Annotated in this window: 18 protein-coding genes and 1 tRNA gene; 14 read left to right on the top strand and 5 right to left on the bottom strand. The window is 67.0% G+C overall.

The features are described 5' to 3' along the window. The first annotated feature begins 1 nt into the window (after window position 1). Both BV908_RS13505 and BV908_RS13510 read left to right on the top strand, forming a co-directional pair. Window positions 2–457, top strand: coding sequence for a carboxymuconolactone decarboxylase family protein (locus BV908_RS13505; RefSeq protein WP_103738424.1), 456 nt, complete (start codon window positions 2–4; stop codon window positions 455–457). Between the two features lie 310 nt (window positions 458–767). Continuing rightward, complete coding sequence (locus tag BV908_RS13510) at window positions 768–2183, top strand: DASS family sodium-coupled anion symporter (protein WP_246867510.1); 1416 nt, start codon at window positions 768–770, stop codon at window positions 2181–2183. Window positions 2184–2288: 105 nt separating this feature from the next. On the opposite strand, the gene murB is transcribed toward BV908_RS13510, so the two are convergent. After that, window positions 2289–3365, bottom strand: coding sequence for a UDP-N-acetylmuramate dehydrogenase (murB, locus tag BV908_RS13515; protein WP_015913668.1), 1077 nt, complete (start codon window positions 3363–3365; stop codon window positions 2289–2291). A gap of 67 nt (window positions 3366–3432) precedes the next feature. Here murB and BV908_RS13520 point away from each other — a divergent pair, with 67 nt between their 5' ends. Genes BV908_RS13520 through BV908_RS13530 form a run of 3 tightly spaced genes read left to right on the top strand, consistent with a single transcriptional unit; the run spans window position 3433 to window position 5603 of the window. Then, window positions 3433–3918: a YajQ family cyclic di-GMP-binding protein gene (locus BV908_RS13520; protein ID WP_047350459.1), complete on the top strand. Its 486-nt coding sequence runs from the start codon at window positions 3433–3435 to the stop codon at window positions 3916–3918. Between the two features lie 16 nt (window positions 3919–3934). Next, window positions 3935–4579: a TIGR02281 family clan AA aspartic protease gene (locus BV908_RS13525; RefSeq protein ID WP_011805907.1), complete on the top strand. Its 645-nt coding sequence runs from the start codon at window positions 3935–3937 to the stop codon at window positions 4577–4579. A 22-nt stretch (window positions 4580–4601) separates the two neighbouring features. Continuing rightward, window positions 4602–5603 (top strand): HD domain-containing phosphohydrolase, encoded by a 1002-nt coding sequence (locus tag BV908_RS13530; protein WP_011805908.1) that lies wholly within the window; start codon window positions 4602–4604, stop codon window positions 5601–5603. 78 nt (window positions 5604–5681) lie between these two features. Here BV908_RS13530 and plsY read toward each other — a convergent pair whose 3' ends face one another. The 3 genes from plsY to BV908_RS13545 form a co-directional block, all read right to left on the bottom strand. Then, a complete protein-coding gene (gene plsY, locus BV908_RS13535; protein ID WP_103738426.1) occupies window positions 5682–6317 on the bottom strand; it encodes a glycerol-3-phosphate 1-O-acyltransferase PlsY in 636 nt (211 codons plus the stop codon). Window positions 6318–6362: 45 nt separating this feature from the next. After that, entirely contained in the window at window positions 6363–6863 is a 501-nt protein-coding gene (gene ybaK, locus BV908_RS13540; protein WP_047350456.1) for a Cys-tRNA(Pro) deacylase, read from the bottom strand. A gap of 65 nt (window positions 6864–6928) precedes the next feature. Next, window positions 6929–7990: an aldo/keto reductase gene (locus BV908_RS13545; RefSeq protein WP_103738427.1), complete on the bottom strand. Its 1062-nt coding sequence runs from the start codon at window positions 7988–7990 to the stop codon at window positions 6929–6931. A gap of 128 nt (window positions 7991–8118) precedes the next feature. Between BV908_RS13545 and BV908_RS13550 the strand changes: the two genes are divergently transcribed. The 7 genes from BV908_RS13550 to BV908_RS13580 all read left to right on the top strand — a co-directional run bounded on the left by BV908_RS13550 (window position 8119) and on the right by BV908_RS13580 (window position 16671). Next, on the top strand, window positions 8119–9054 hold the full coding sequence (locus BV908_RS13550) for an alpha/beta hydrolase (protein WP_103738428.1): 936 nt from the start codon (window positions 8119–8121) through the stop codon (window positions 9052–9054). Window positions 9055–9262: 208 nt separating this feature from the next. Beyond that, complete coding sequence (locus BV908_RS13555; protein ID WP_011805913.1) at window positions 9263–10270, top strand: diaminopimelate dehydrogenase; 1008 nt, start codon at window positions 9263–9265, stop codon at window positions 10268–10270. A 187-nt stretch (window positions 10271–10457) separates the two neighbouring features. Beyond that, window positions 10458–11562 (top strand): peptide chain release factor 2 gene (prfB, locus tag BV908_RS13560; protein ID WP_103738429.1). Its coding sequence is split into 2 segments (ribosomal slippage): window positions 10458–10538 and window positions 10540–11562, totalling 1104 coding nucleotides; the frame shifts between segments, so codons are not numbered across the junction. 48 nt (window positions 11563–11610) lie between these two features. Beyond that, window positions 11611–14319 carry an aminopeptidase N gene (gene pepN / locus BV908_RS13565; protein WP_103738452.1) on the top strand — a complete coding sequence of 903 codons (2709 nt, stop codon included), beginning with the start codon at window positions 11611–11613 and terminating at the stop codon, window positions 14317–14319. An 11-nt stretch (window positions 14320–14330) separates the two neighbouring features. Then, the gene (locus BV908_RS13570; RefSeq protein ID WP_103738430.1) at window positions 14331–15350 is read left to right on the top strand and encodes a class 1 fructose-bisphosphatase; all 1020 of its coding nucleotides are present in this window, start codon (window positions 14331–14333) and stop codon (window positions 15348–15350) included. 11 nt (window positions 15351–15361) lie between these two features. Continuing rightward, a tRNA-Thr gene (locus BV908_RS13575) sits at window positions 15362–15437 on the top strand. Between the two features lie 244 nt (window positions 15438–15681). Next, complete coding sequence (locus BV908_RS13580) at window positions 15682–16671, top strand: DNA ligase (RefSeq protein WP_103738431.1); 990 nt, start codon at window positions 15682–15684, stop codon at window positions 16669–16671. A gap of 110 nt (window positions 16672–16781) precedes the next feature. Here BV908_RS13580 and BV908_RS13585 read toward each other — a convergent pair whose 3' ends face one another. Further along, window positions 16782–19151, bottom strand: a complete 2370-nt coding sequence (locus tag BV908_RS13585) for an arginine/lysine/ornithine decarboxylase (RefSeq protein WP_103738432.1) — start codon at window positions 19149–19151, stop codon at window positions 16782–16784. 168 nt (window positions 19152–19319) lie between these two features. On the opposite strand from BV908_RS13585, the gene BV908_RS13590 reads away from it, so the two are divergent. Both BV908_RS13590 and BV908_RS13595 read left to right on the top strand, forming a co-directional pair. Further along, window positions 19320–19751 carry an NfeD family protein gene (locus tag BV908_RS13590; protein WP_103738433.1) on the top strand — a complete coding sequence of 144 codons (432 nt, stop codon included), beginning with the start codon at window positions 19320–19322 and terminating at the stop codon, window positions 19749–19751. Between the two features lie 69 nt (window positions 19752–19820). Next, window positions 19821–20735, top strand: a complete 915-nt coding sequence (locus BV908_RS13595) for a stomatin-like protein (protein ID WP_103738434.1) — start codon at window positions 19821–19823, stop codon at window positions 20733–20735. Window positions 20736–20776 lie beyond the last annotated feature (41 nt).

Consider the following 20776-nt stretch of genomic DNA (forward strand, 5'->3'; position numbering starts at 1 on the left):
CATGTCCTCAGCCCCCCGCATCAACCTCCCTCGCCACGCCGCAAGCTATGCCGCCATGTACGGCCTGCAAAAGCACGTCGATGCGGGGCAACTACCCGTCCAGTTGCACGAGCTGGTAAAGATGCGCGCCTCGCAAATCAATGGCTGCGCGTTCTGCATCGACATGCACGCCCGCGAGGCGCGCGAGCATGGCGAAAGCGACCGGCGGCTGCACCTGCTCAGCGCCTGGCGCGAGAGCGGCGTGTTCGATGCGCGCGAATGTGCCGCACTGGCCTGGACCGAGGCCCTCACGCGCCTGGAGCAGTCGCAGGTGCCCGACGCCGTGTACGACGAGGTGCGCGCGCAGTTCAGCGAAGCGGAGATCGTGGAGCTGTCGATGGCCATCGTCGCGATCAACGGGTGGAACCGGCTCAGCGTCGCCTTTCGCACCCCGCCCGGGATCCACACGCCAGCCTGAGCATGCGAGCGGAAACCCTGACAACGCGCCAGGGCAAGCATGGGGGCGCCGCCGCCTAAGGACCCGAAAATCTTGACGCATGTCATGCTTCCGCCACAGACCCGCGAACTGTCATCAGCAGCCTGGCAACAGCGGCGCACAATGACCGCGAGCCTCGGCCCGGCCGGGGCCTAACAAAGAGAAAGGAAGCTGCCATGCCATCGTCCCCGGCCTCATCCCCCCCGCTCCTGCACCCGCTGCTGGGGGCTTCACGTTCACGCAGCGCATAGGTCTATGGGCCGCCATCGCGGTGCTGCTGGCCATCGCGTTCATGCCCGCCCTGCCGGGCCTGCCGCAGGCCGGGCAGATGATGCTGGCCATCCTCGCTTTCGCGGTGATCCTGTGGATGACGGAAGCTCTCGACTATGCGGTGAGCGCCGTCGTTATCGGCGCGCTGATGATCGTCCTGCTGGCCATCAGCCCCGTGCCAGGCAAGGAGGCGGCAGGCGCCATGATGGGCACGCGCGCCGCGCTGCCCTACGCGCTAGGCGGCTTCAGCAACAGCGCCGTGGTGCTGGTGGCGGCGGCGTGCTTCATCGCCGCGGCCATGACGGCGACGCAGCTGGACAAACGCATCGCGCTGCAGGTGCTGTCGTACGTACCCGCGCGCGCCAACCACGTGGCGATGGGCGCGATCCTGGTGGGCTTTCTGCTGTCGTTCATCGTTCCCAGCGCCACGGCGCGCGTGGCCTGCCTCATGCCGATCATGCTGGGCTTCCTGTCGGCCTTCGGGGCGCAGCGGCGCAGTAAGTTCGCAGCCCTGGTGGTGATCACCGCCGCGCAAACCGCCAGCGTATGGAACATCGGCATCAAGACGGCCGCCGCACAGAACATGGTGGCCATCGGCTTCATCGAGAAGCAGTTCGGCCAGACCATCACCTGGGGCGAGTGGTTCGTGGCTGGCGCGCCGTATTCCATCGTGCTGACCTTTGCGCTGTACTTCATCATGACGCGCATGCTCAAGCCCGAGATGGACCACATCGCCGGCGGGCGCGAGGCCATCCGTCGCCAACTGGCCGAGCTGGGCCCCATGACCGCCAACCAATGGAAGCTGCTGGGCATCACGCTGGTGCTGCTGGGCTTCTGGGCGACCGAGGGCGTGCTGCACGACGTGGACACCACCACCTCCACCATCGTAGCCATCGCACTGATGCTGCTGCCGCGCCTGGGCGTGATGGGCTGGAAGGAGTCGCAAAGGGGCTTCCCCTGGGGCACGGTGTTGCTGTTCGCCGTGGGCATCGCCATGGGTGCGGCCCTGCTCAAGACCGAGGCCGCGCCCTGGCTGGCCCGCCTGATCGTGGACAACCTGGGCCTGGCCAACGCCACGGCATTCGCCATCTTCATGCTGCTGGCCCTGTTCCTGATCGTGATCCACCTGGGTTTTGCCAGCGCCACAGGCCTGGCCTCCACCATGATCCCGATCATCATCAGCGTGCTGCAGGCGGTGCAGACGCCGGGCATCAACCCCATCGGCATGACCATGCTGCTGCAGTTCGTGGTCAGCATCGGCTTCATCCTGCCGGTGAACTCGCCCCAGGGCATGCTGGCCTACGGCACCGACACCTTCGACATCAAGGACTATGTGCGCACGGGCCTGGTGCTCACCGCCGTGGCCATCGCGCTGCTGGTGGTGTTTGCGCTGACCTACTGGCCCTGGATGGGCTACATGACCCTGCCGGCGCGCTGAGGCCCCATCGCCGGCCTGTGGCCCATGCGATTACAGGCATTTTTGGCCTGTAGCCCTTTACTGATAAGCGGTAGCAGCTATCAAAAGGTTAGCAGCTACCGGCTGCTAGACCACCACCGGCTCCGGCTCCAGCCGGATGCCGAAGCGCTCGTACACGCTGGTCTGGATGGCGCGCGCCAGCGTCATCACCTCGCCGCCGGTCACGCTGTCGTCGGGCGTGCCGCGGTTGACCAGCACCAGCGCCTGCTTGTCGTACACGCCGGCCTTGCCCACCGTCTTGCCCTTCCAACCGCAGGCGTCGATGAGCCAGCCCGCCGCCAGCTTGATGGTGCCGTCGGGCATGGGGTAGTGCACGATCTTCGGGTCGCGCGCGATGATGTCCTGGCACTGCTCGGGCGTGACCGTGGGGTTCTTGAAGAAGCTGCCGGCGTTGCCGATCACGGCCGGGTCGGGCAGCTTGGCACGGCGGATCTCGCACACCCAGTCAAAGATCTGCTGCGCCGTGGGCCGCTCCACGCCCGCCTCCTGGCGCTTGCGCTCCAGGTCCAGGTAGCCCAGCTCAGGCGCCCAGTCCTTGCGCAGCAGAAAGCGCACATGGGTGATGACCGCGCGCCCGGCCAGCCCCATGCCGCGGTGCAGCCCCCCACCCTCGTGGGGCGCCTGGGGCGCGGCATGCTTGAACACCGAGTCGCGGTAGCCGAAGGCGCACTGGGCTGCGTCCAGCGTGAAGGGACGGCCCGTGGCCAGGTCGATGGCCACCAGGGAATGAAAGCGGTCCTGCAGTTCCACGCCGTAGGCGCCGATGTTCTGCACGGGCGCTGCGCCCACGGTGCCGGGAATCAGCGCCAGGTTCTCCAGGCCGGGGTAGCCCTGGGCCAGCGTCCAGGCCACGGCCTCGTGCCAGACCTCGCCCGCGCCGGCCTCCACGATCCAGGCCTTGTCGGTCTCTTCCAGCAGGCGCAGGCCCTTGATCTCCATCTTCAGCACGAGGGGCTTGACGTCGCCGGTCAGCACGATGTTGCTGCCGCCCCCCAGCACGAACACCGGCTGGCGCTCCAAGCGGTGGTCGCCCAGCAGGTCGTGCACGTCCTTGGCCGAGCGCACGCGCACCAGGGTGTGCGCACGTGCGGCGATGCCGAAGGTGTTGTAAGTCTGCAGGGGAACATTTTTCTCGACTAACATCGACCGGATTGTCGCACCCGCCCCCAGGCGGGCGCGGGTTTGTACCGAGTTAGCCGCGAGTGATGCCATGCCTTCTTTTGATACCGTCTGTGAAGCCAACTTCGTCGAAGTGAAAAACGCCGTGGAGAACACCGCCAAGGAGATCGGCACGCGCTTTGACTTCAAGGGCACCTCTGCCGCCGTCGAGCTGAAAGACAAGGAAATCACGCTGTACGGCGACGCCGACTTCCAGCTGCAACAGGTCGAGGACATCCTGCGCAACAAGCTCACCAAGCGCAACGTGGACGTGCGCTTCCTGGACGTGCAAAAGCCCCAGAAGATCGGCGGCGACAAGCTCAAGCAGGTGGTGAAGGTCAAGAACGGCATTGACAGCGAGCAGGCCAAGAAGATCCAGCGCCTGATCAAGGACAGCAAGCTCAAACTGCAGGCGGCCATCCAGGAAGACAAGGTGCGCGTCACCGGCGCCAAGCGCGACGACCTGCAGGCCGCCATGGCGCTGATCCGCAAGGACATCGCCGACCTGCCGCTCACGTTCGACAACTTCCGCGACTGATGACCGCCCGCCGCCCATGCACCGCCTGACCCTGCGCCTGGCCGCTGCCCTGCTGGCAGCCACCGGCCTGCCCGCCGCCTACGCGCAAAGCGTGGCGCTGGCCGGCATCCTGGGCGGCAAGGCCCTGCTGGTGGTGGACGGCAGCGCGCCGCGCAGCGTGGCACCGGGCGGCTCGCACATGGGCGTGCGCGTGGTCTCGGTGGGCCGCGACGGCGTGGTGCTGGAGGTCGCGGGCGCGCAGCGCGCGATTCAGCTGGGCGAGTCGCCCGTGAGCATTGGCGGCAGCGCGGCCGGCCAGCGTATCGTGCTCAAGGCCGACGCGCGCGGGCATTTCATCAACAGCGGCTTCATCAACGGTCGCGTGATGCAGTACATGGTGGACACGGGCGCCACCACCGTGGCCATCGGCCGGCCCGACGCGCAGCGCATGGGCCTGAAGTTCGAACAGGGCCAGCCCGTGATGATGAACACCGCCAACGGCACGGCGCAGGGCTGGCGCATGCGGCTGGAGTCCGTGCGGGTGGGCGATGTGGAACTGCGCAGCGTGGACGCCATCGTCACCGCGGAGGCCATGCCCTATGTGCTGCTGGGCAACAGCTTCCTGCGCGAATTCCACATGAACCGCAGCGGCGACGAGATGGTGCTGCAACGCCGCCGCTGACGCGCGTCGCCCTCAGGCCCCCATGTCCGCACAGCCCCAACCCAGTGGCACCGATCCGTCGGGCAGCGACTACGAAGACCTGCTGGGCCAGTGGTCCGACCTGGAGTCCGCCCTGTCGGCGCTGCTCGCGCGGCCACGGCAGGCGCGCGACTTCGTGGCCAAGGTGCGCCAGTGCGACCGCTGGCTTCAGGACCTGGTGGCGCACGACATCGACGCCGCGCTGTACCTCATGTTCCAGCTCGCCGCCACCTCCACCGTGGGCTACAGCGCATCGCATGCGCTGGTGTGCGGCACGCTGTGCCACATCTTGGCGCAGGAGTTGCAGTTGCCGCCGCAGGAGCGCGACAGCCTGGTGCGCGCGGCGTTCACCATGAACATCGGCATGACGGCGCTGCAGGATGCGCTGGCGGTGCAGCGCGAGCCGCTCACGGCCGAGCAGCAGCAGGTCGTGGCCAGCCACCCTCGGCTTGGACTGGACATGCTGGAAGATCTGCAGGTCACCAACGACCTGTGGCTGGAGATCGTGGCGACGCACCATGCGCCCTCGTCCGACGCGGCCGTGCCCCTGGCGAGCCTGCCCGTTCGGGAGCGGCTCACGCGCATCCTGAGCACCATCGACCGCTACGCGGCCCTGATCAGCCCGCGCAAGTCCCGCGCCGGCCGCAGCGCCACCGACTCGGTACGCGCCATCGTGGGTCAAGACAGCGACGCGCGCGACGAAGCCAGCCTCATGCTGGTGCGCACCGTGGGCCTGTGCCCGCCGGGCACGTTCGTGCGCCTGGACAATGGCGAGACGGCCGTCGTGCTGCGCCGCAGCGAGCGGGCGAACTTCCCGCTGGTGGCCAGCGTGCTGGATGCCAAGGGCGAGCCGCTGGCCTCGCCCGCGCTCTACCACACGGTGCGCGGACAGCCGCGCATCCAGTCGGCGCTGGCGCGGTCGGCGGTGACGGTGGAACTGCACAACCGCACCATGGTGCGCCTGGGGCTTTATGCGGCCCAGCGCACACAGACCCTGTCCCGCTGAAAAACCGGGCCTGCCGCATCAGGAAACACACGGCACTGCGCGCCGCCTGCCGGGTACGGCCAGGCGCGTATCCGGCTTTTAGGCTTTCTTCTTGGAGCCCAGGCGCGATTCCTTGCCCTGCAGCAGGCGCTGGATGTTTTCCTTGTGGCGCCAGGCCAGCAGGCCCGACATCACGGCGATGGCCATGCCCACGCGCGCATCGGTGTACCAGGCCACGCCACCGCCCAGCACGTAGAAGAACGGCGCGAACACCGCGGCCACCAGCGAGGCCAGCGACGAGTAGCGGAAGAAGAACGCAATGATCACCCAGGTGAGCAGCGTCGCCAGCCCCAGCCAGCCGCTGATGCCCATGAGCACTCCCAGCGCCGTGGCCACGCCCTTGCCGCCTTCAAAGCGGAAGAACACCGGCCACAGGTGGCCGAGGAACGCCGCCAGGCCGACCAGCGCCATGGTGCCCTCCTCCAGACCGTAGGGCGCGCCGAACCAGCGCACCAGCACCACGGGCAGCCAGCCCTTGAGCGCATCGAACAGCAGCGTGACGGCCGCCGCCGCCTTGGAGCCCGAGCGCAGCACGTTGGTGGCGCCGGGGTTCTTGCTGCCGTAGGTGCGCGGGTCGGACAGCCCCATCACGCGGCTGACGATGACGGCAAACGACAGGGAGCCCAGCAGGTAGGCGGCCACGGCAGCGGCAAGGGGCAGAAGGACAGTGCTCACGACAAGGGGCGCTCAGGGAAGGTGAATGACAAAAGCAAAACCGCCCTATTCTGCCAGCGCGCACTGCACCGGCCGCGCACCCAGCAGCTGCACGCAGACCTGCGGGTCCAGCTGCACCAGGAAGCCGCGGCGCCCGCCGTTGATGGCGATGCGCGGCAGCTGCAGGATGCTCTCCTCGATGAACACCGGCATCTGCTTGCGCGTGCCGAACGGCGAAGTGCCGCCCACCAGGTAGCCGCTGTGGCGGTTGGCCACCTCGGGCTTGCAGGGCTCCACGCTCTTGGCGCCGATCTGGCGCGCAAGGTTCTTGGTGGACACCTTGCAGTCGCCGTGCATGAGCACGATCAACGGCTTGGCGTCCTGGTCCTGCATCACCAGCGTCTTGACCACCACGTGTTCGTCCAATCCCAGCTGGCGCGCCGACTCCTCGGTGCCGCCATGCTCCACGTAGTCGTACGGGTGCTCCGTGAAAGCGACCTTGTGCGCGCGCAGCAGTTGCGTGGCAGGGGTTTCGCTCACGTGGGCGGTCTTGTCCTTCTTGGCCATAAACTCAAAAACAATAGCTGCCCGCGCTTACCAATCAAGCGTTACAGGCCGATTCGGTTTAAAACTCACTGCGCCGGATCGCGCATCTCCCAGCGCACCGCATCGATGGCAGCCAGCAGTTCGGGCGACAAGCGCGTGTCCCATGCATCCAGGTCCTCGTCCAGTTGCACAAGGGATGTCACGCCGATGATGGTGCTGCTCACGCGCCATTGGTGGTAGCAGAAGGCCAGCGCCATCTGCGTGGGCGACAGGCCGTGGTCACGCGCCAGTTGGTTGTAGCGGCGCGCCGCAGCCAGCGCCTCGGGACGGCCCCAGCGCTGCTTGCGCACCGACTCATAGCGCGCGATGCGCGCCTGTTGCGGCGCACCCGCGTCGGTGGGCGCGTACTGGTCGAACTTGCCGGTGAGCAGGCCGAACGCCAGCGGCGAATACGCAAGCAGCGACACGCCCAGGCGGTGGCACGTCTCATCCATGGCGTTTTCCCAGCTGCGGTTGAGCAGGCAGTACGGGTTCTGGACCGACACCACGCGCGGCAGCCCGTGCTGCTCCGCCAGGCGCACGAACTCGTGCACGCCGTAGGGCGTCTCATTGGACAGGCCGACATAGCGCACCTTGCCCGCACGCACCAAGCCGGCCAGTGCCTCCAACTGGTCGTGGATGGGCGTGGTGCTGGCTTCCTTGGACGGGTCGTAGTACAGCGTGCCGAACGCGGGCACGTGCCGCTCGGGCCAGTGGATCTGGTACAGGTCGATCACGTCGGTCTGCAGCCGACGCAGGCTGCCCTCACACGAGGCGACGATGTCCGCCGCCGTCATGCCCTGGCCCTTGCGGATCCACGGCATGCCGCGCGACGGGCCCGCCACCTTGGTGGCCAGCACCACCTTGCCCCGCATACCCGGGCGGCTGGCAAACCAGCGGCCGATGATGGATTCGGTGGCACCACAGGTGGCCTCGCGCGCGGGCACGGCATACATCTCGGCCGTGTCGATGAAGTTCACGCCGCGCTCCAGCGCGCGGTCGAGGATGGCGTGCGCCGCCGGCTCCGCCACTTGTTCGCCAAAGGTCATGGTGCCCAGGCAGATCGGCGTGACGTGCAGGTCGCTGTGGCCAAGGGGAAGGGTATGCATGCAGGCTCCGAAAGACAGTTGCGCCCGAGTTTACGGATTCGCGTCACATCGCGCAGGCCGCACCCACTCCGCCGCGTTGTCGCGGCCACGACGCGCCGCGGACGGTTCACCGCGAAATAATCCCACCCATGTACCAAGCCCAACGCCCTTGCCGCACCGAGACCGTTCCCGTTCGCACGCTGCACTACCACGTGCGGGTCTGGGGCGAGCGCCCCGCCGATGCGCCGCCCCTCGTGCTGCTGCATGGCTGGATGGACGTGGGCGCGTCCTACCAGTTCGTGGTGGACGCCTTCAGCGCGGCCTTTGCCGCGGGCCGCCAGATCATCGCGCCGGACTGGCGCGGCTTCGGCCACACGCGCACGCCCGCACCGAGCGACAGCTACCACTTCGTGGACTACCTGGCCGACCTGGACCAGCTGCTGGACCACTATGCCGGCGAGCAGCCGGTGGACCTGGTGGGCCACAGCATGGGCGGCAACGTGGCCATGCTGTATGCCGGCGCGCGGCCCTCGCGCATCCGCCGCCTGGTGAACCTGGAGGGCTTCGGCCTGCCCGCCACCCAGCCGGCGCAGGCCCCCCAACGGCTGGCGCAGTGGATGGACGAGCTCCGCCAGTTCGAGCGCGGCGACCTGGCCCTGAAGCACTACGACAGCGCCGATGGCGTGGCCCTGCGGCTGATGAAGACCAACCCGCGCCTGCCCTCGGACAAGGCCGCATGGCTAGCCCACCATTGGGCGGCGCAAGATGCCCAGGGCCGCTGGCACATCCAGGGCGACGCGGCGCACAAGATCGTGAACCCGCAGCTGTACCGGGTGGACGAGGTGCTGGCGCTGTACCAGGCCATCACCGCGCCGGTGCTCTCGGTGCATGCCAGCGACGACAGCCTGGGCCAGTGGTGGAAGGGCCGCTACACGCTGCAGGAATACCACCAGCGCCTGACCCAGGTGCGCGACGTGCGGCATGCCGTCGTCGAGGACGCAGGCCACATGCTGCACCACGACCAGCCGCAGGCCGTGGCGGCGCTGATCGAGGCGTTCGTGGCCGGGCCGGCGCCCGCAGCCTGAGCCGACGCCTTGCGCACGCGGCGCTCGCGCTGCCCACGCTCGCCTGAGCGTCGTGCAACGGGCGCGGCCGCTGCCCACGCGGCGGCCCCACTGCAGATATCCCCGCCGCGCAGCGCGGTGTCGTGGCAGGCGCTGCCGCCCGTGGCCGACAATCGGGCAACCGCGCTTTGCCGCTTTGTTGTCAACCCTCGAAAGGTAGCCCCACCGCATGGACCAGAACCGCGACGCCCACCCTCCCGCCACCCGCATCGGCATCGTCGGCTACGGCAATCTGGGGCGCGGCGTCGAGGCCGCAATCGCCAAGAACCCCGACATGGCGATTGCCGGCATCTTCACGCGCCGCGACCCCGCGCAGCTCCAGCCGCTGGGCGCAAGCGTTCCGGTGCACGGCATGGACAGCCTGTTGCGCCACAAGGGCGCTATCGACGTGCTGGTGCTGTGCGGTGGTTCCAAGGACGACCTGCCCCGGCAAAGCCCCGAGCTGGCCGCGCATTTCAATCTGGTGGACAGCTTCGACACCCATGCGCGCATCCCCGGGCATTTCGCCGCCGTGGACGCCGCGGCCCAGGCCGGCCAGACCACCGCACTGATCTCGGCCGGCTGGGACCCGGGCCTGTTCTCCATCAACCGCGTGGTGGGCGAGGCCCTGCTGCCCGACGGGGCCACCTACACTTTTTGGGGCAAGGGCCTGAGCCAGGGCCACTCCGACGCGGTGCGCCGCGTGCCCGGCGTGGCGGGTGGCGTGCAGTACACCATCCCCGTGCCCGAGGCAGTGGACAAGGTGCGCAGCGGCGTGCGTCCCGAGCTGTCCACGCGCGAGAAGCACCGGCGCGAGTGCTTCGTGGTGCTGCAGGACGGTGCCGACGCTGACGCGGTGCGCCAGGCCATCGTCGGCATGCCGCACTACTTTGACCAGTACGACACCACGGTGCAGTTCATCAGCGCCGAGGAACTGGCGCGCGACCATGGCGCCATGCCGCACGGCGGGTTCGTGATCCGCAGCGGCAACACCTCGGCGCCCAGCAAGCAGGTCATCGAATACCGACTGCAGCTGGACAGCAACCCCGAGTTCACCGCCAGCGTGCTGGTGGCCTATGCACGCGCGGTGCACCGCATGCACGCGGCGGGTCAGTTCGGTTGCAAGACCGTGCTGGACGTGGCGCCCGCCCTGCTGTCGGCCAAGAGCGCGGCGGAACTGCGCGAGCAGTTCCTGTAAGCCCCGCGGGCATCAGGCCAAAACAGCCTCTAGCGCCCACCCATCAAGCGCAGGGTGCTATAGTAAACATAGCAACCACATATAACCTTGGCCTGTTCCCGGCGCTGCAGCGTGCGTTAGCGGGGGCATCAGCCCGCCATGAGAAAATCGCGCGTTATTCACAAGACACCACCAGGACACCCGCACCATGGAAGCAGAACGCATCAACCTCATCGGCACCACCCTCGAAGACCTGACCGAGCGGACCCAAGAGCTACGGAGGTATCTTTGACTACGATGCCAAGTTCGAACGCCTGCGCACGGTCAACGCATCGCTAGAAGACCCGGCTGTCTGGAACGACCCTAAGAAGGCCCAGGAGCTCGGCAAGGAAAAGAAGTCGCTCGACGCCGTGGTGCTGACGCTGCAAAAGCTCACCACCGAGCTGGCCGACAACGTCGAGCTCTACGAAATGAGCAAGGAAGAAGGCGACGAGGCGGGCCTGACGACCATCGAGGCCGAGGCCGAGAAGCTGCGCCCGCTCATCGAGGAGCTGGAATTCCGCCGCATGTTCAGCAATGAGGCCGACCCGCTGAACTGCTTCGTGGACATCCAGGCCGGCGCCGGCGGCACCGAGGCCTGCGACTGGGCCAGCATGCTGCTGCGCCAGTACCTGAAGTACGCCGAGCGCAAGGGCTTCAAGGCCACGGTGGAAGAAGAAACCCCGGGCGACGTGGCCGGCATCAAGAGCGCCACGATCAAGATCGAGGGCGAGTACGCCTACGGCCTGCTGCGCACCGAGACCGGCGTGCACCGCCTGGTGCGCAAGTCGCCGTTCGACTCGTCGGGCGGGCGCCACACATCGTTCGCCTCGCTGTTCGTCTACCCCGAGATCGATGACTCCATCGAGATCAACATCAATCCGTCCGACGTGCGCACCGACACCTACCGTGCCTCGGGCGCGGGCGGCCAGCACATCAACAAGACCGATTCGGCCGTCCGTCTGACACACATTCCCACGGGGATCGTGGTGCAGTGCCAGGATGGCCGCAGCCAGCACAGCAACCGCGACGTGGCCTGGCAGCGCCTGCGCTCGCGCCTGTATGACTTCGAAATGCGCAAGCGCATGGAAGAGCAGCAGAAGCTGGAAGACACCAAGACCGACGTGGGCTGGGGCCACCAGATCCGCAGCTACGTGCTGGACAACAGCCGCATCAAGGACCTGCGCACCAACGTCGAAGTCTCCGCCACGCAGAAGGTGCTGGACGGCGACCTGGACGTGTTCATCGAAGCCTCGCTCAAGCAGGGTGTCTAAACAGGGCGTGCAAACGCGCCCGCACAGATTGGAAAGCCCATCGCCATGATGAGAGAAGGACAAGCCATCGCCATCCACCGTGCCGACTACGCGGCCCCCGCGTACTGGATCGACACGGTGGATCTCACCTTTGACCTGGACCCGGCCAAGACCCGCGTGCTGAGCCGCCTGCGCGTGCGCCGCAATGCCGACGTACCCGCGCAGCCGTTGCGCCTGGATGGCGACGAGCTGAACCTGGCGCGCGTGATGGTCAACGGCGCCGGCACCTCGTTCAAGCTGGACGGCGGCCAGCTGGTGCTGGAAAACCTGCCCGAGGGCACCGAGCCCTTCGAGCTGGAGATTTTCACCACCTGCGCGCCCGCCAAGAACACCCAGCTGTCGGGCCTGTACGTGAGCCAGGGCACCTTCTTCACGCAGTGCGAGGCTGAGGGCTTTCGGCGCATCACCTACTTCCTGGACCGCCCCGACGTCATGGCCAGCTACAGCGTGCTGCTGCGCGCCAGCAAGGCCGACTACCCCGTGCTGCTGTCCAACGGCAACCTGGTGGAAAGCGGCGAGCTGGAAGACGGCCGCCACTTCGCCAAGTGGGTGGACCCGCACAAGAAGCCCAGCTACCTGTTCGCCCTGGTGGCCGGCAAGCTGGTCGCGCGCGAGCAGAAGATCAAGAGCCGCGCGGGGCGCGAGCATCTGCTGCAGGTGTACGTGCGCCCGGGCGACCTGGAGAAGACCGAGCACGCCATGAACTCCCTCATGGCCAGCATCGCGTGGGACGAGGCGCGCTTCGGCCTGAGCCTGGACCTGGACCGCTTCATGATCGTCGCCACCAGCGACTTCAACATGGGCGCCATGGAAAACAAGGGCCTGAACATCTTCAACACGAAGTACGTTCTGGCCAGCCAGGCCACGGCGACGGACGTGGACTTCGCCAACATCGAGTCCGTGGTGGGCCACGAGTACTTCCACAACTGGACAGGCAACCGCGTCACCTGCCGCGACTGGTTCCAGCTGTCGCTCAAGGAAGGCCTCACCGTCTTTCGCGACCAGGAATTCAGCATGGACATGGCGGGCAGCCCGTCCGCGCGCGCCGTCAAGCGCATCGAGGACGTGCGCGTGCTGCGCACCGTGCAGTTCCCCGAGGATGCGGGCCCCATGGCCCACCCCGTGCGGCCCGACAGCTATGTCGAGATCAACAACTTCTACACCGTCACAATCTATGAGAAGGGCGCCGAGGTGGTGCGCATGCAGCACAACCTGGTCGGGCGCGACGGCTTTGCCAAGGGGCTGAAGCTGTACTTCGAGCGCCACGACGGCCAGGCCGTGACCTGCGACGACTTCGCCCAGGCCATGGCCGACGCCAACCCCGGCAGCCCGCTGGCCCAGCACCTGGAGCAATTCAAGCGCTGGTACTCCCAGGCAGGCACGCCGCGCGTGAAGGCCGTTGGCCAGTACGACGCCGACGCACGCCGCTACACGCTCACGCTGTCCCAAAGCTGCCCCGCCACGCCGGGCCAGCCCGACAAGCTGCCCTTTGTGATCCCCGTGACGCTGGGCCTGGTGGGCACCGACGGCCGCGCGCTGGCACTGCAGCTGGACGGCGAAGCCGCGGCGGGCGCTCCGGAGCGCACCGTGGTGCTGACCGAGGGCGAGATGACGCTCACCTTCACAGGGGTGGACGTGCCGCCCGTGCCCTCGCTGCTGCGCTCCTTCAGCGCACCGGTGGTCCTGGACTGCGAATACAGCGACGCCGAGCTGCTCACCCTGCTGGCGCACGACAGCGATGCCTTCAACCGCTGGGAAGCCGGCCAGCGCCTGATGCTGCGCATCGCTATCAATGCGATAGCTGATGGCGCTTTACTGGCGGGCGTAAACGGCCAGATCGGCCAGAACCTCCTGCCCCAGCCGCTGGTGCAGGCCATGCGCGACGTACTGCGCCACCCCACGCTGGACGCGGCCTTCAAGGAACTGGTACTGACCCTGCCGTCCGAGGGCTACATCGCCGAGCAGCTGGACACGGTGGACCCGCAGCGCGTGCATGCCGTGCGCGAGGCGCTGCGCGAGCAGCTGGCCCTGGCGCTGCGTGACGACTGGGTCTGGGCCTGGGAGGAGCACCACGCCACGGGCGGCTACCGCCCGGATGCCGTGTCGGCGGGCCGCCGCGCCCTGGCCGGCCTGGCCCTGGGCATGCTGTGCCTGGCCGCGCGTTCCAGCGGCGACATCGTGTGGCCCGGCAAGACCTACCAGCGCTTCAAGGACGCGGGCAATATGACCGACCGCTTCAACGCGCTGGCGGCGCTGGTCGGCAGCGGCCACGAGTTGGCGGCGCCCGCGCTGGCGCGCTTTCATGCGCTGTTCAAGGACGACGCCTTGGTGCTGGACAAGTGGTTCGCGCTGCAGGCGGGCGCGCCCGACCGCGGCGGCCAGGTGCTGCCGGCCGTGCGCCAGCTCATGAAGCACCCGGACTTCCACATCAAGAACCCCAACCGCGCGCGCAGCGTGATCTTCAGTTACTGCAACGGCAACCCCGGGGGCTTTCACCGCACCGACGCCGCCGGCTACGTCTTCTGGGCCGACCGCGTGCTGGAGCTGGACAGTCTCAACCCCCAGGTGGCCGCCCGCCTGGCGCGCGCGCTGGACCGCTGGAAGAAGCTCGCCGAGCCTTACCGCACGGCCGCCCACGAAGCCATCTCCCGCGTGGCCGCCAAGACCGACCTCTCCAACGACGTGCGCGAAGTCGTCACCCGCGCCCTTGCCGATTAAGAAAGGCCTCCATGACCGAACGTATCAGCCTCACCCGCTACCTTGTCGAGCAGCAGCGCGTCCATGGCCGCATCCCCCCGCAGCTGCGCCTGCTGGTGGAGGTGGTTGCGCGCGCCTGCAAGCGCATCAGCTTCGCCGTGAACAAGGGCGATCTTGGCGACGTGATGGGCTCCGCCGGAACCGAGAACGTTCAGGGTGAGGTTCAAAAGAAGCTGGACATCATTGCCAACGAGGTGTTGATCGAAGCCAACGAATGGGGCGGGCATCTGGCTGCGATGGCGTCTGAGGAAATGGATGGGATCTATGTGGTGCCCAACCGCTTTCCCCAGGGCGAGTACCTGCTGATGTTCGACCCCCTGGACGGTTCGTCCAACATCGACGTCAACGTGAGCATTGGCACCATTTTCTCGGTGCTGCACAAGCACCATGACGATCCCACCACTGACGAACCCGTCACCGAAGCCGACTTCTTGCAGCCCGGCCACCAGCAGGTCGCCGCGGGCTACTGCATCTATGGTCCGCAGACCACGTTGGTGCTGACCGTGGGCGACGGCGTGGCCATGTTCACGCTGGACCGCGAACAGGGCTCCTTCGTGCTCACGCGCGAGAACATCCGCATTCCTGAGGACACCAAGGAATTCGCGATCAACATGAGCAATATGCGCCACTGGGATGCACCCGTGCGCCGCTACATCGACGAATGCCTGCAGGGCAAGGAAGGCCCGCGCGGCAAGGACTTCAACATGCGCTGGATCGCCAGCATGGTCGCCGACGTGCACCGCATCCTGATGCGCGGCGGCATCTTCATGTACCCCTGGGACAAGCGCGAGCCAAACAAGCCCGGCAAGCTGCGCCTGATGTATGAGGCCAACCCCATGGGCTGGCTGGTCGAGCAGGCCGGCGGCGCCGCCACCAACGGCCGCCAACGCATCCTGGACATCCAGCCCGCCCAGTTGCACGAACGCGTGAGCGTGATCCTGGGCTCAAAGAATGAGGTCGATCGCGTAACAAGTTACCACTCCGGTATATAATGTGAGTCTTCGCCGGAGTAGCTCAGTCGGTAGAGCAGCTCATTCGTAATGAGAAGGTCGCGTGTTCGATTCATGTCTCCGGCACCAAATGAAAGCCCCTGATTCGCAAGAGTCAGGGGCTTTTGCTTTGGCGGAATGCATGGGAAGTCCGCCGCTCTCGGGAGCTTTGAACCATGCGTTGCGGCTTCTCTGCCATCCACCCGCCGCACCGCAAAGCCGACGTAAAGACCCCTTCGACCTCTAGCGACCATCCAGCAAGCGCTGGCCGCTATCTTTTTTGCATATTGCTTCCAGCACCGACAATCCAGAGTCCCTAAACCCGGACCCTGCCATGCTCCCTGCAACGCACTTCGCACTGTTGGCCCTCCGGCGCCGGGCCTGGGTGCTGGCCATAGCTGCTTGTGTAGGAGCAGCAAACGCGCAGCCGGCTGCTGCCCTGGAGTCGCCCTCCTCCGCGGACCCGGCGGCGCCCTCGCCCACGCTGGCGCAGCATTACCACCCGGGCGTGGTGGTCGCGGACTATTGGGTGAGCGAAAAATACGACGGTGTGCGCGCCCTCTGGACCGGTCAGCAACTGATCAGCCGGCAGGGCCTGCCCATCCGGGCGCCAGCGTGGTTCACCGCCGGCTGGCCGCCGGTACCGATGGATGGCGAACTGTGGGCCGGCCGCGGCCAGTTTGCCGCCGCGCAGGCGGCCGTGGCGCAGGCCACGCCCGACGATGCCCGGTGGCGCGCGCTGCGGTACATGGTGTTCGACCTGCCGCGCGCGCCGGGCGGTTTCGGCGAGCGCCTGCCCCTGCTGCGCCGCACCGTGGCCCATCTGGGCCAGCCGTGGGTCCAGCCTGCAGCGCAATGGAGGGTGTCCAGCCACACGGAACTGATGGGGCAGTTGCACCGGCTGGAGAAGGCCGGCGCCGAGGGACTGATGCTGCGCCGGGACGACGCGCCCTACCGTGGCGGGCGCAGCGATGATCTGCTCAAGCTCAAGACCTTCGAGGATGCGGAGGCCGTGGTGGTAGGGCAAGAGCCCGGACGCGGCAAATACGCGGGCCAGACCGGCGCGCTGCTGGTGGCGCTGCCCGACGGCCGGCGCCTGCGCTTGGGCAGCGGCCTGCCGGATGCGGTGCGGCGCAATCCACCGCCGGTGGGCACCGTGGTGACCTACCGCTTCAACGGCACCCACGCAAGCGGCTTGCCGCGGTTTGCGCGCTTCTGGCGAGTGCGCGCCGACGCGCCCTCCGCGCCCTCCGCGGCCAACGCAGCCGCTGCTGGCGGGCAGGCCAATCTGGAGCCCGGCCCAGCAAGAAACAGAGGCAAATGAGGTCCTAGCGCATACCCAGCAAGCGCTGCCAGCTATCAAAACAAAAGCAAAAGGGGCGGTCGCCCGCCCCTCTTCAGCCCGCCCCTCCTGCGAGAGGCGCTGCCGGCACTTCAGATGGTGCGGCCAAACGGGCCGTCGCTGCCCACCTGCACCAGCGACTCAGGGTCGTTGGCGCGGGGCTTGCGGCTGCCGCCCGTGCCCTGCGCCACGCAGTCGGCGTAATAACGCACGTTGCCGTTGTCGTCCTCAATCTCCACAAGGCCGTGGATGTCGGTCTCAAACCCCGGGCAGAGCTTGGAGAACTCGCGCGAGAACTTGAGGTAGTCCACGATCTTCTTGTTGAACACCTCGCCGGGAATCAGCAGCGGAATACCCGGCGGGTACGGCGTGATCAGGCTGGTGGTGATGCGGCCTTCCAGCTGGTCGATCTCCACGCGCTCGGTCTTGCGCTGCGCGATGTGGGCATAGGCGTCGCTGGGCTTCATGGCCGGCGTGAGGTCCGAGAGGTACATCTCGGTCGTCAGGCGGGCGATGTCGTACTTGGCGTACAGCTGGTGCACATGCTGGCAGAGATCCTTCAGGCCCATGCGCTCGTAGCGCTTGTGCTGCTGGCAGAACTCGGGAAGGATGCGCCACATGGGCTGGTTCTTCTCGTAGTCGTCCTTGAACTGCTGCAGCGCGGCCAGCAGCGTATTCCAGCGGCCCTTGGTGATGCCGATGGTGAACATGATGAAAAACGAGTACAGGCCCGTCTTCTCCACCACCACGCCGTGCTCGGACAGGTATTTGGTGACGATGCTGGCCGGAATGCCGGTCTTGTCGAACTTACCGTCCAGGTTCAGGCCGGGCGTGACGATGGTGGACTTGATCGGGTCCAGCATGTTGAAGCCGTCGGCCAGCGCGCCGAAGCCATGCCACTTGCTCGCGCCGTTCTTCTTGCCCTTGGCGTCGCCGCGGATGATCCAGTCGTCTGCGCGGCCCACACCCTCGTCGGCGAGCTTGTCGGGGCCCCAGACCTTGAACCACCAGTCGTCCTTGCCGAACTCGTCCTCCACCTTGCGCATGGCGCGGCGAAAGTCCAGCGCTTCGACCAGGCTTTCCTCCACCAGGGCGGTGCCGCCGGGCGGCTCCATCATGGCCGCAGCCACGTCGCAGCTGGCGATGATGCTGTACTGCGGGCTGGTCGAGGTGTGCATCAGGTACGCCTCGTTGAACAGGTGGCGGTCCAGCTTGGTGGTCTGGCTGTCCTGCACCAGCACATGGCTGGCCTGGCTGATGCCGGCCAGCAGCTTGTGGATGGACTGCGTGGCGTACACCACCGATTGCTTGGGCCGCGCGCGCTTCTTGCCCATGGCGTGGTAGCTGCCGTAGAACGGGTGGAAGGCCGCATGCGGCAACCAGGCCTCGTCAAAGTGCAGGTTCTCGACGTAGCCGTCGAGCATGCCCTTGATGGTCTCGGTGTTGTAGAGCACGCCGTCGTAGGTCGACTGCGTGAGGGTCAGCACGCGCGGCTTGACCTTCTTGGCGTCCACGCCCTTGAGCAGCGGGTTGGCCTTGATCTTCGCCTGGATGGTCGCGGGCTCGAATTCGCTTTGCGGAATGGGCCCGATGATGCCGAAGTGGTTGCGCGTGGGTTTCAGGAACACGGGGATCGCCCCGGTCATGATGATGCTGTGCAGGATGGACTTGTGGCAGTTGCGGTCCACCACCACCACGTCGCCCGGTGCCACGGTGTGGTGCCACACCATCTTGTTGGAGGTGGACGTGCCGTTGGTCACGAAGAAGCAGTGGTCGGCGTTGAAGATGCGCGCGGCGTTGCGCTCGCTCTCGCCGATGGCGCCGTTGTGGTCCAGCAGCTGGCCCAGTTCCTCCACGGCGTTGCACACGTCGGCGCGCAGCATGTTCTCACCATAGAACTGGTGGTACATCTGGCCCACGGGGCTCTTGAGGAACGCCACGCCGCCCGAGTGGCCCGGGCAGTGCCAGCTGTAGGAGCCGTCTTCCGCGTAATCCAGCAGCGCCTTGAAGAATGGCGGCTGCACGCCCTCCAGGTAGCTCTTGGCCTCGCGGATGATGTGCTTGGCCACGAACTCGGGCGTGTCCTCGAACATGTGGATGAAGCCGTGCAGCTCGCGCAGGATGTCGTTGGGCAGGTGGCGCGCGGTCTTGGTCTCGCCGTGCACGTAGATCGGCACGTCGGCGTTCTTGCGGCGTACCTCTTCGATGAAGGCGCGCAGGCTGTGCACGATGGGATCCTGGCCCGTGCCCAGCGTGAATTCCTCGTCGTCGATCGACAGGATGAACGCGCTGGCGCGGCTTTGCTGCTGGGCGAACTGCGACAGGTCGCCGTAGCTGGTCACGCCCAGGACCTCGAACCCTTCCGCCTCGATGGCCTGCGCCAGCGCCCGGATCCCCAGGCCGGAGGTGTTCTCTGAACGATAGTCCTCGTCGATGATGACGATGGGAAAGCGAAATTTCATGCGCTGCCTCCGATGACCGGGCCAAAAAAACGAAAGAGGCGCGCAGTGTAAGGAATATGCGTGCTATCCCTATGAACACCGCAGCATTTCGCCCAGAATCCATCGACCTGGAAACAACACCGCGCCGCCCGCCGGCGCGCACCCGACAGAGAGGGAAGGAGAAAACACATGAATCTGGACGCATCCACGCTCTGGTGGCTCATGGCCGGGGTGGCCGTGGTGGCCGAGCTGCTCACCGGCACCTTTTACCTGCTGATGCTGGCCGTGGGCCTGGCGGCCGGCGCACTCGCGGCCCACGCGGGCCTGGGCAACACGGCGCAGATCCTGGTGAGCGCACTGGTCGGGGCCGGCACCGTGCTGGGGGCCTACGTCAGGCGCCGCAGCCGGCCGGGCGAGCCATCCGCGCGGGCCGACCGCAGCGTGAACCTGGACGTGGGCGAGACGGTGTTCATCGACGCCTGGCAGCCCGACGGCACGGCCGTCGTGAAGTACCGCGGCGCGAGCTGGACCGCCATCCACCGCCCCGGCATCACGCCCGCTACCGGCCCGCACCGCGTGGCCGAGCTGGTGGGCAACCGCCTGCTGGTCGATCCGCTGTAGCGCGCGCACGCCATCCCGCCCTCTCCCTTCACCGCAGCCGCCCTTGCCGGCGCAGAAAGCCAAGAACCCATGGAAGTCGCCATCGTCCTCTTCGTCATCGCCGTGATCTTCATCGCGCGCGCCGTCAAGATCGTGCCCCAGCAGCACGCCTGGGTGAAGGAGCGCCTGGGCAAGTACGCGGGCACGCTCTCGCCCGGCCCCAAGTTCATCATCCCCTTCGTCGACCGCATCGCCTACAAGCACAGCCTCAAGGAGATCCCGCTGGACGTGCCCAGCCAGATCTGCATCACCAAGGACAACACCCAGCTGCAGGTGGACGGCATCCTGTACTTTCAGGTGACCGACCCCATGCGCGCCAGCTACGGTTCGTCCAACTACATCACCGCCATCTCGCAGCTGGCCCAGACCACGCTGCGCAGCGTGATCGGCAAGCTGGAGCTGGACAAGACGTTCGAAGAGCGCGACATGATCAACGCCCAGGTGGTGCAGGCCATCGACGAGGCGGCGCTGAACTGGGGCGTGAAGGTGCTGCGCTACGAGATCAAAGACCTGACGCCGCCCGCAGAGATCCTGCGTGCCATGCAGGCCCAGATCACCGCCGAGCGTGAAAAGCGCGCATTGATTGCCGCTTCGGAAGGCCGCCGCCAGGAACAGATCAACATCGCCACCGGCGAGCGTGAGGCCTTCATCGCCCGCTCCGAGGGTGAAAAGCAAGCCGCCATCAACAACGCCCAGGGCGAGGCCGCCGCCATCACCGCCGTGGCCGACGCCACCGCCCAGGCCATCGAGCGCATTGCCGCCGCCATCCGCCAGCCGGGCGGCGAGCAGGCCGTGCAGCTCAAGGTCGCCGAAAAGGCCGTGGAGGCGTATGGCAAGGTGGCCGCGGACGCCACCACCACGCTCATCGTGCCCAGCAACATGACCGAGGTATCCGCACTCGTCAGTTCGGCCATGAAGATGATCCAGACGCAGCAGCGCAGCTGACCCAACGCTTTCGCTCTTTTTTTTATAGCTACCAGCGCTCA

It is taken from the genome of Diaphorobacter sp. LR2014-1 (assembly GCF_002916785.1).
Classification (GTDB): domain Bacteria; phylum Pseudomonadota; class Gammaproteobacteria; order Burkholderiales; family Burkholderiaceae_C; genus Diaphorobacter; species Diaphorobacter nitroreducens.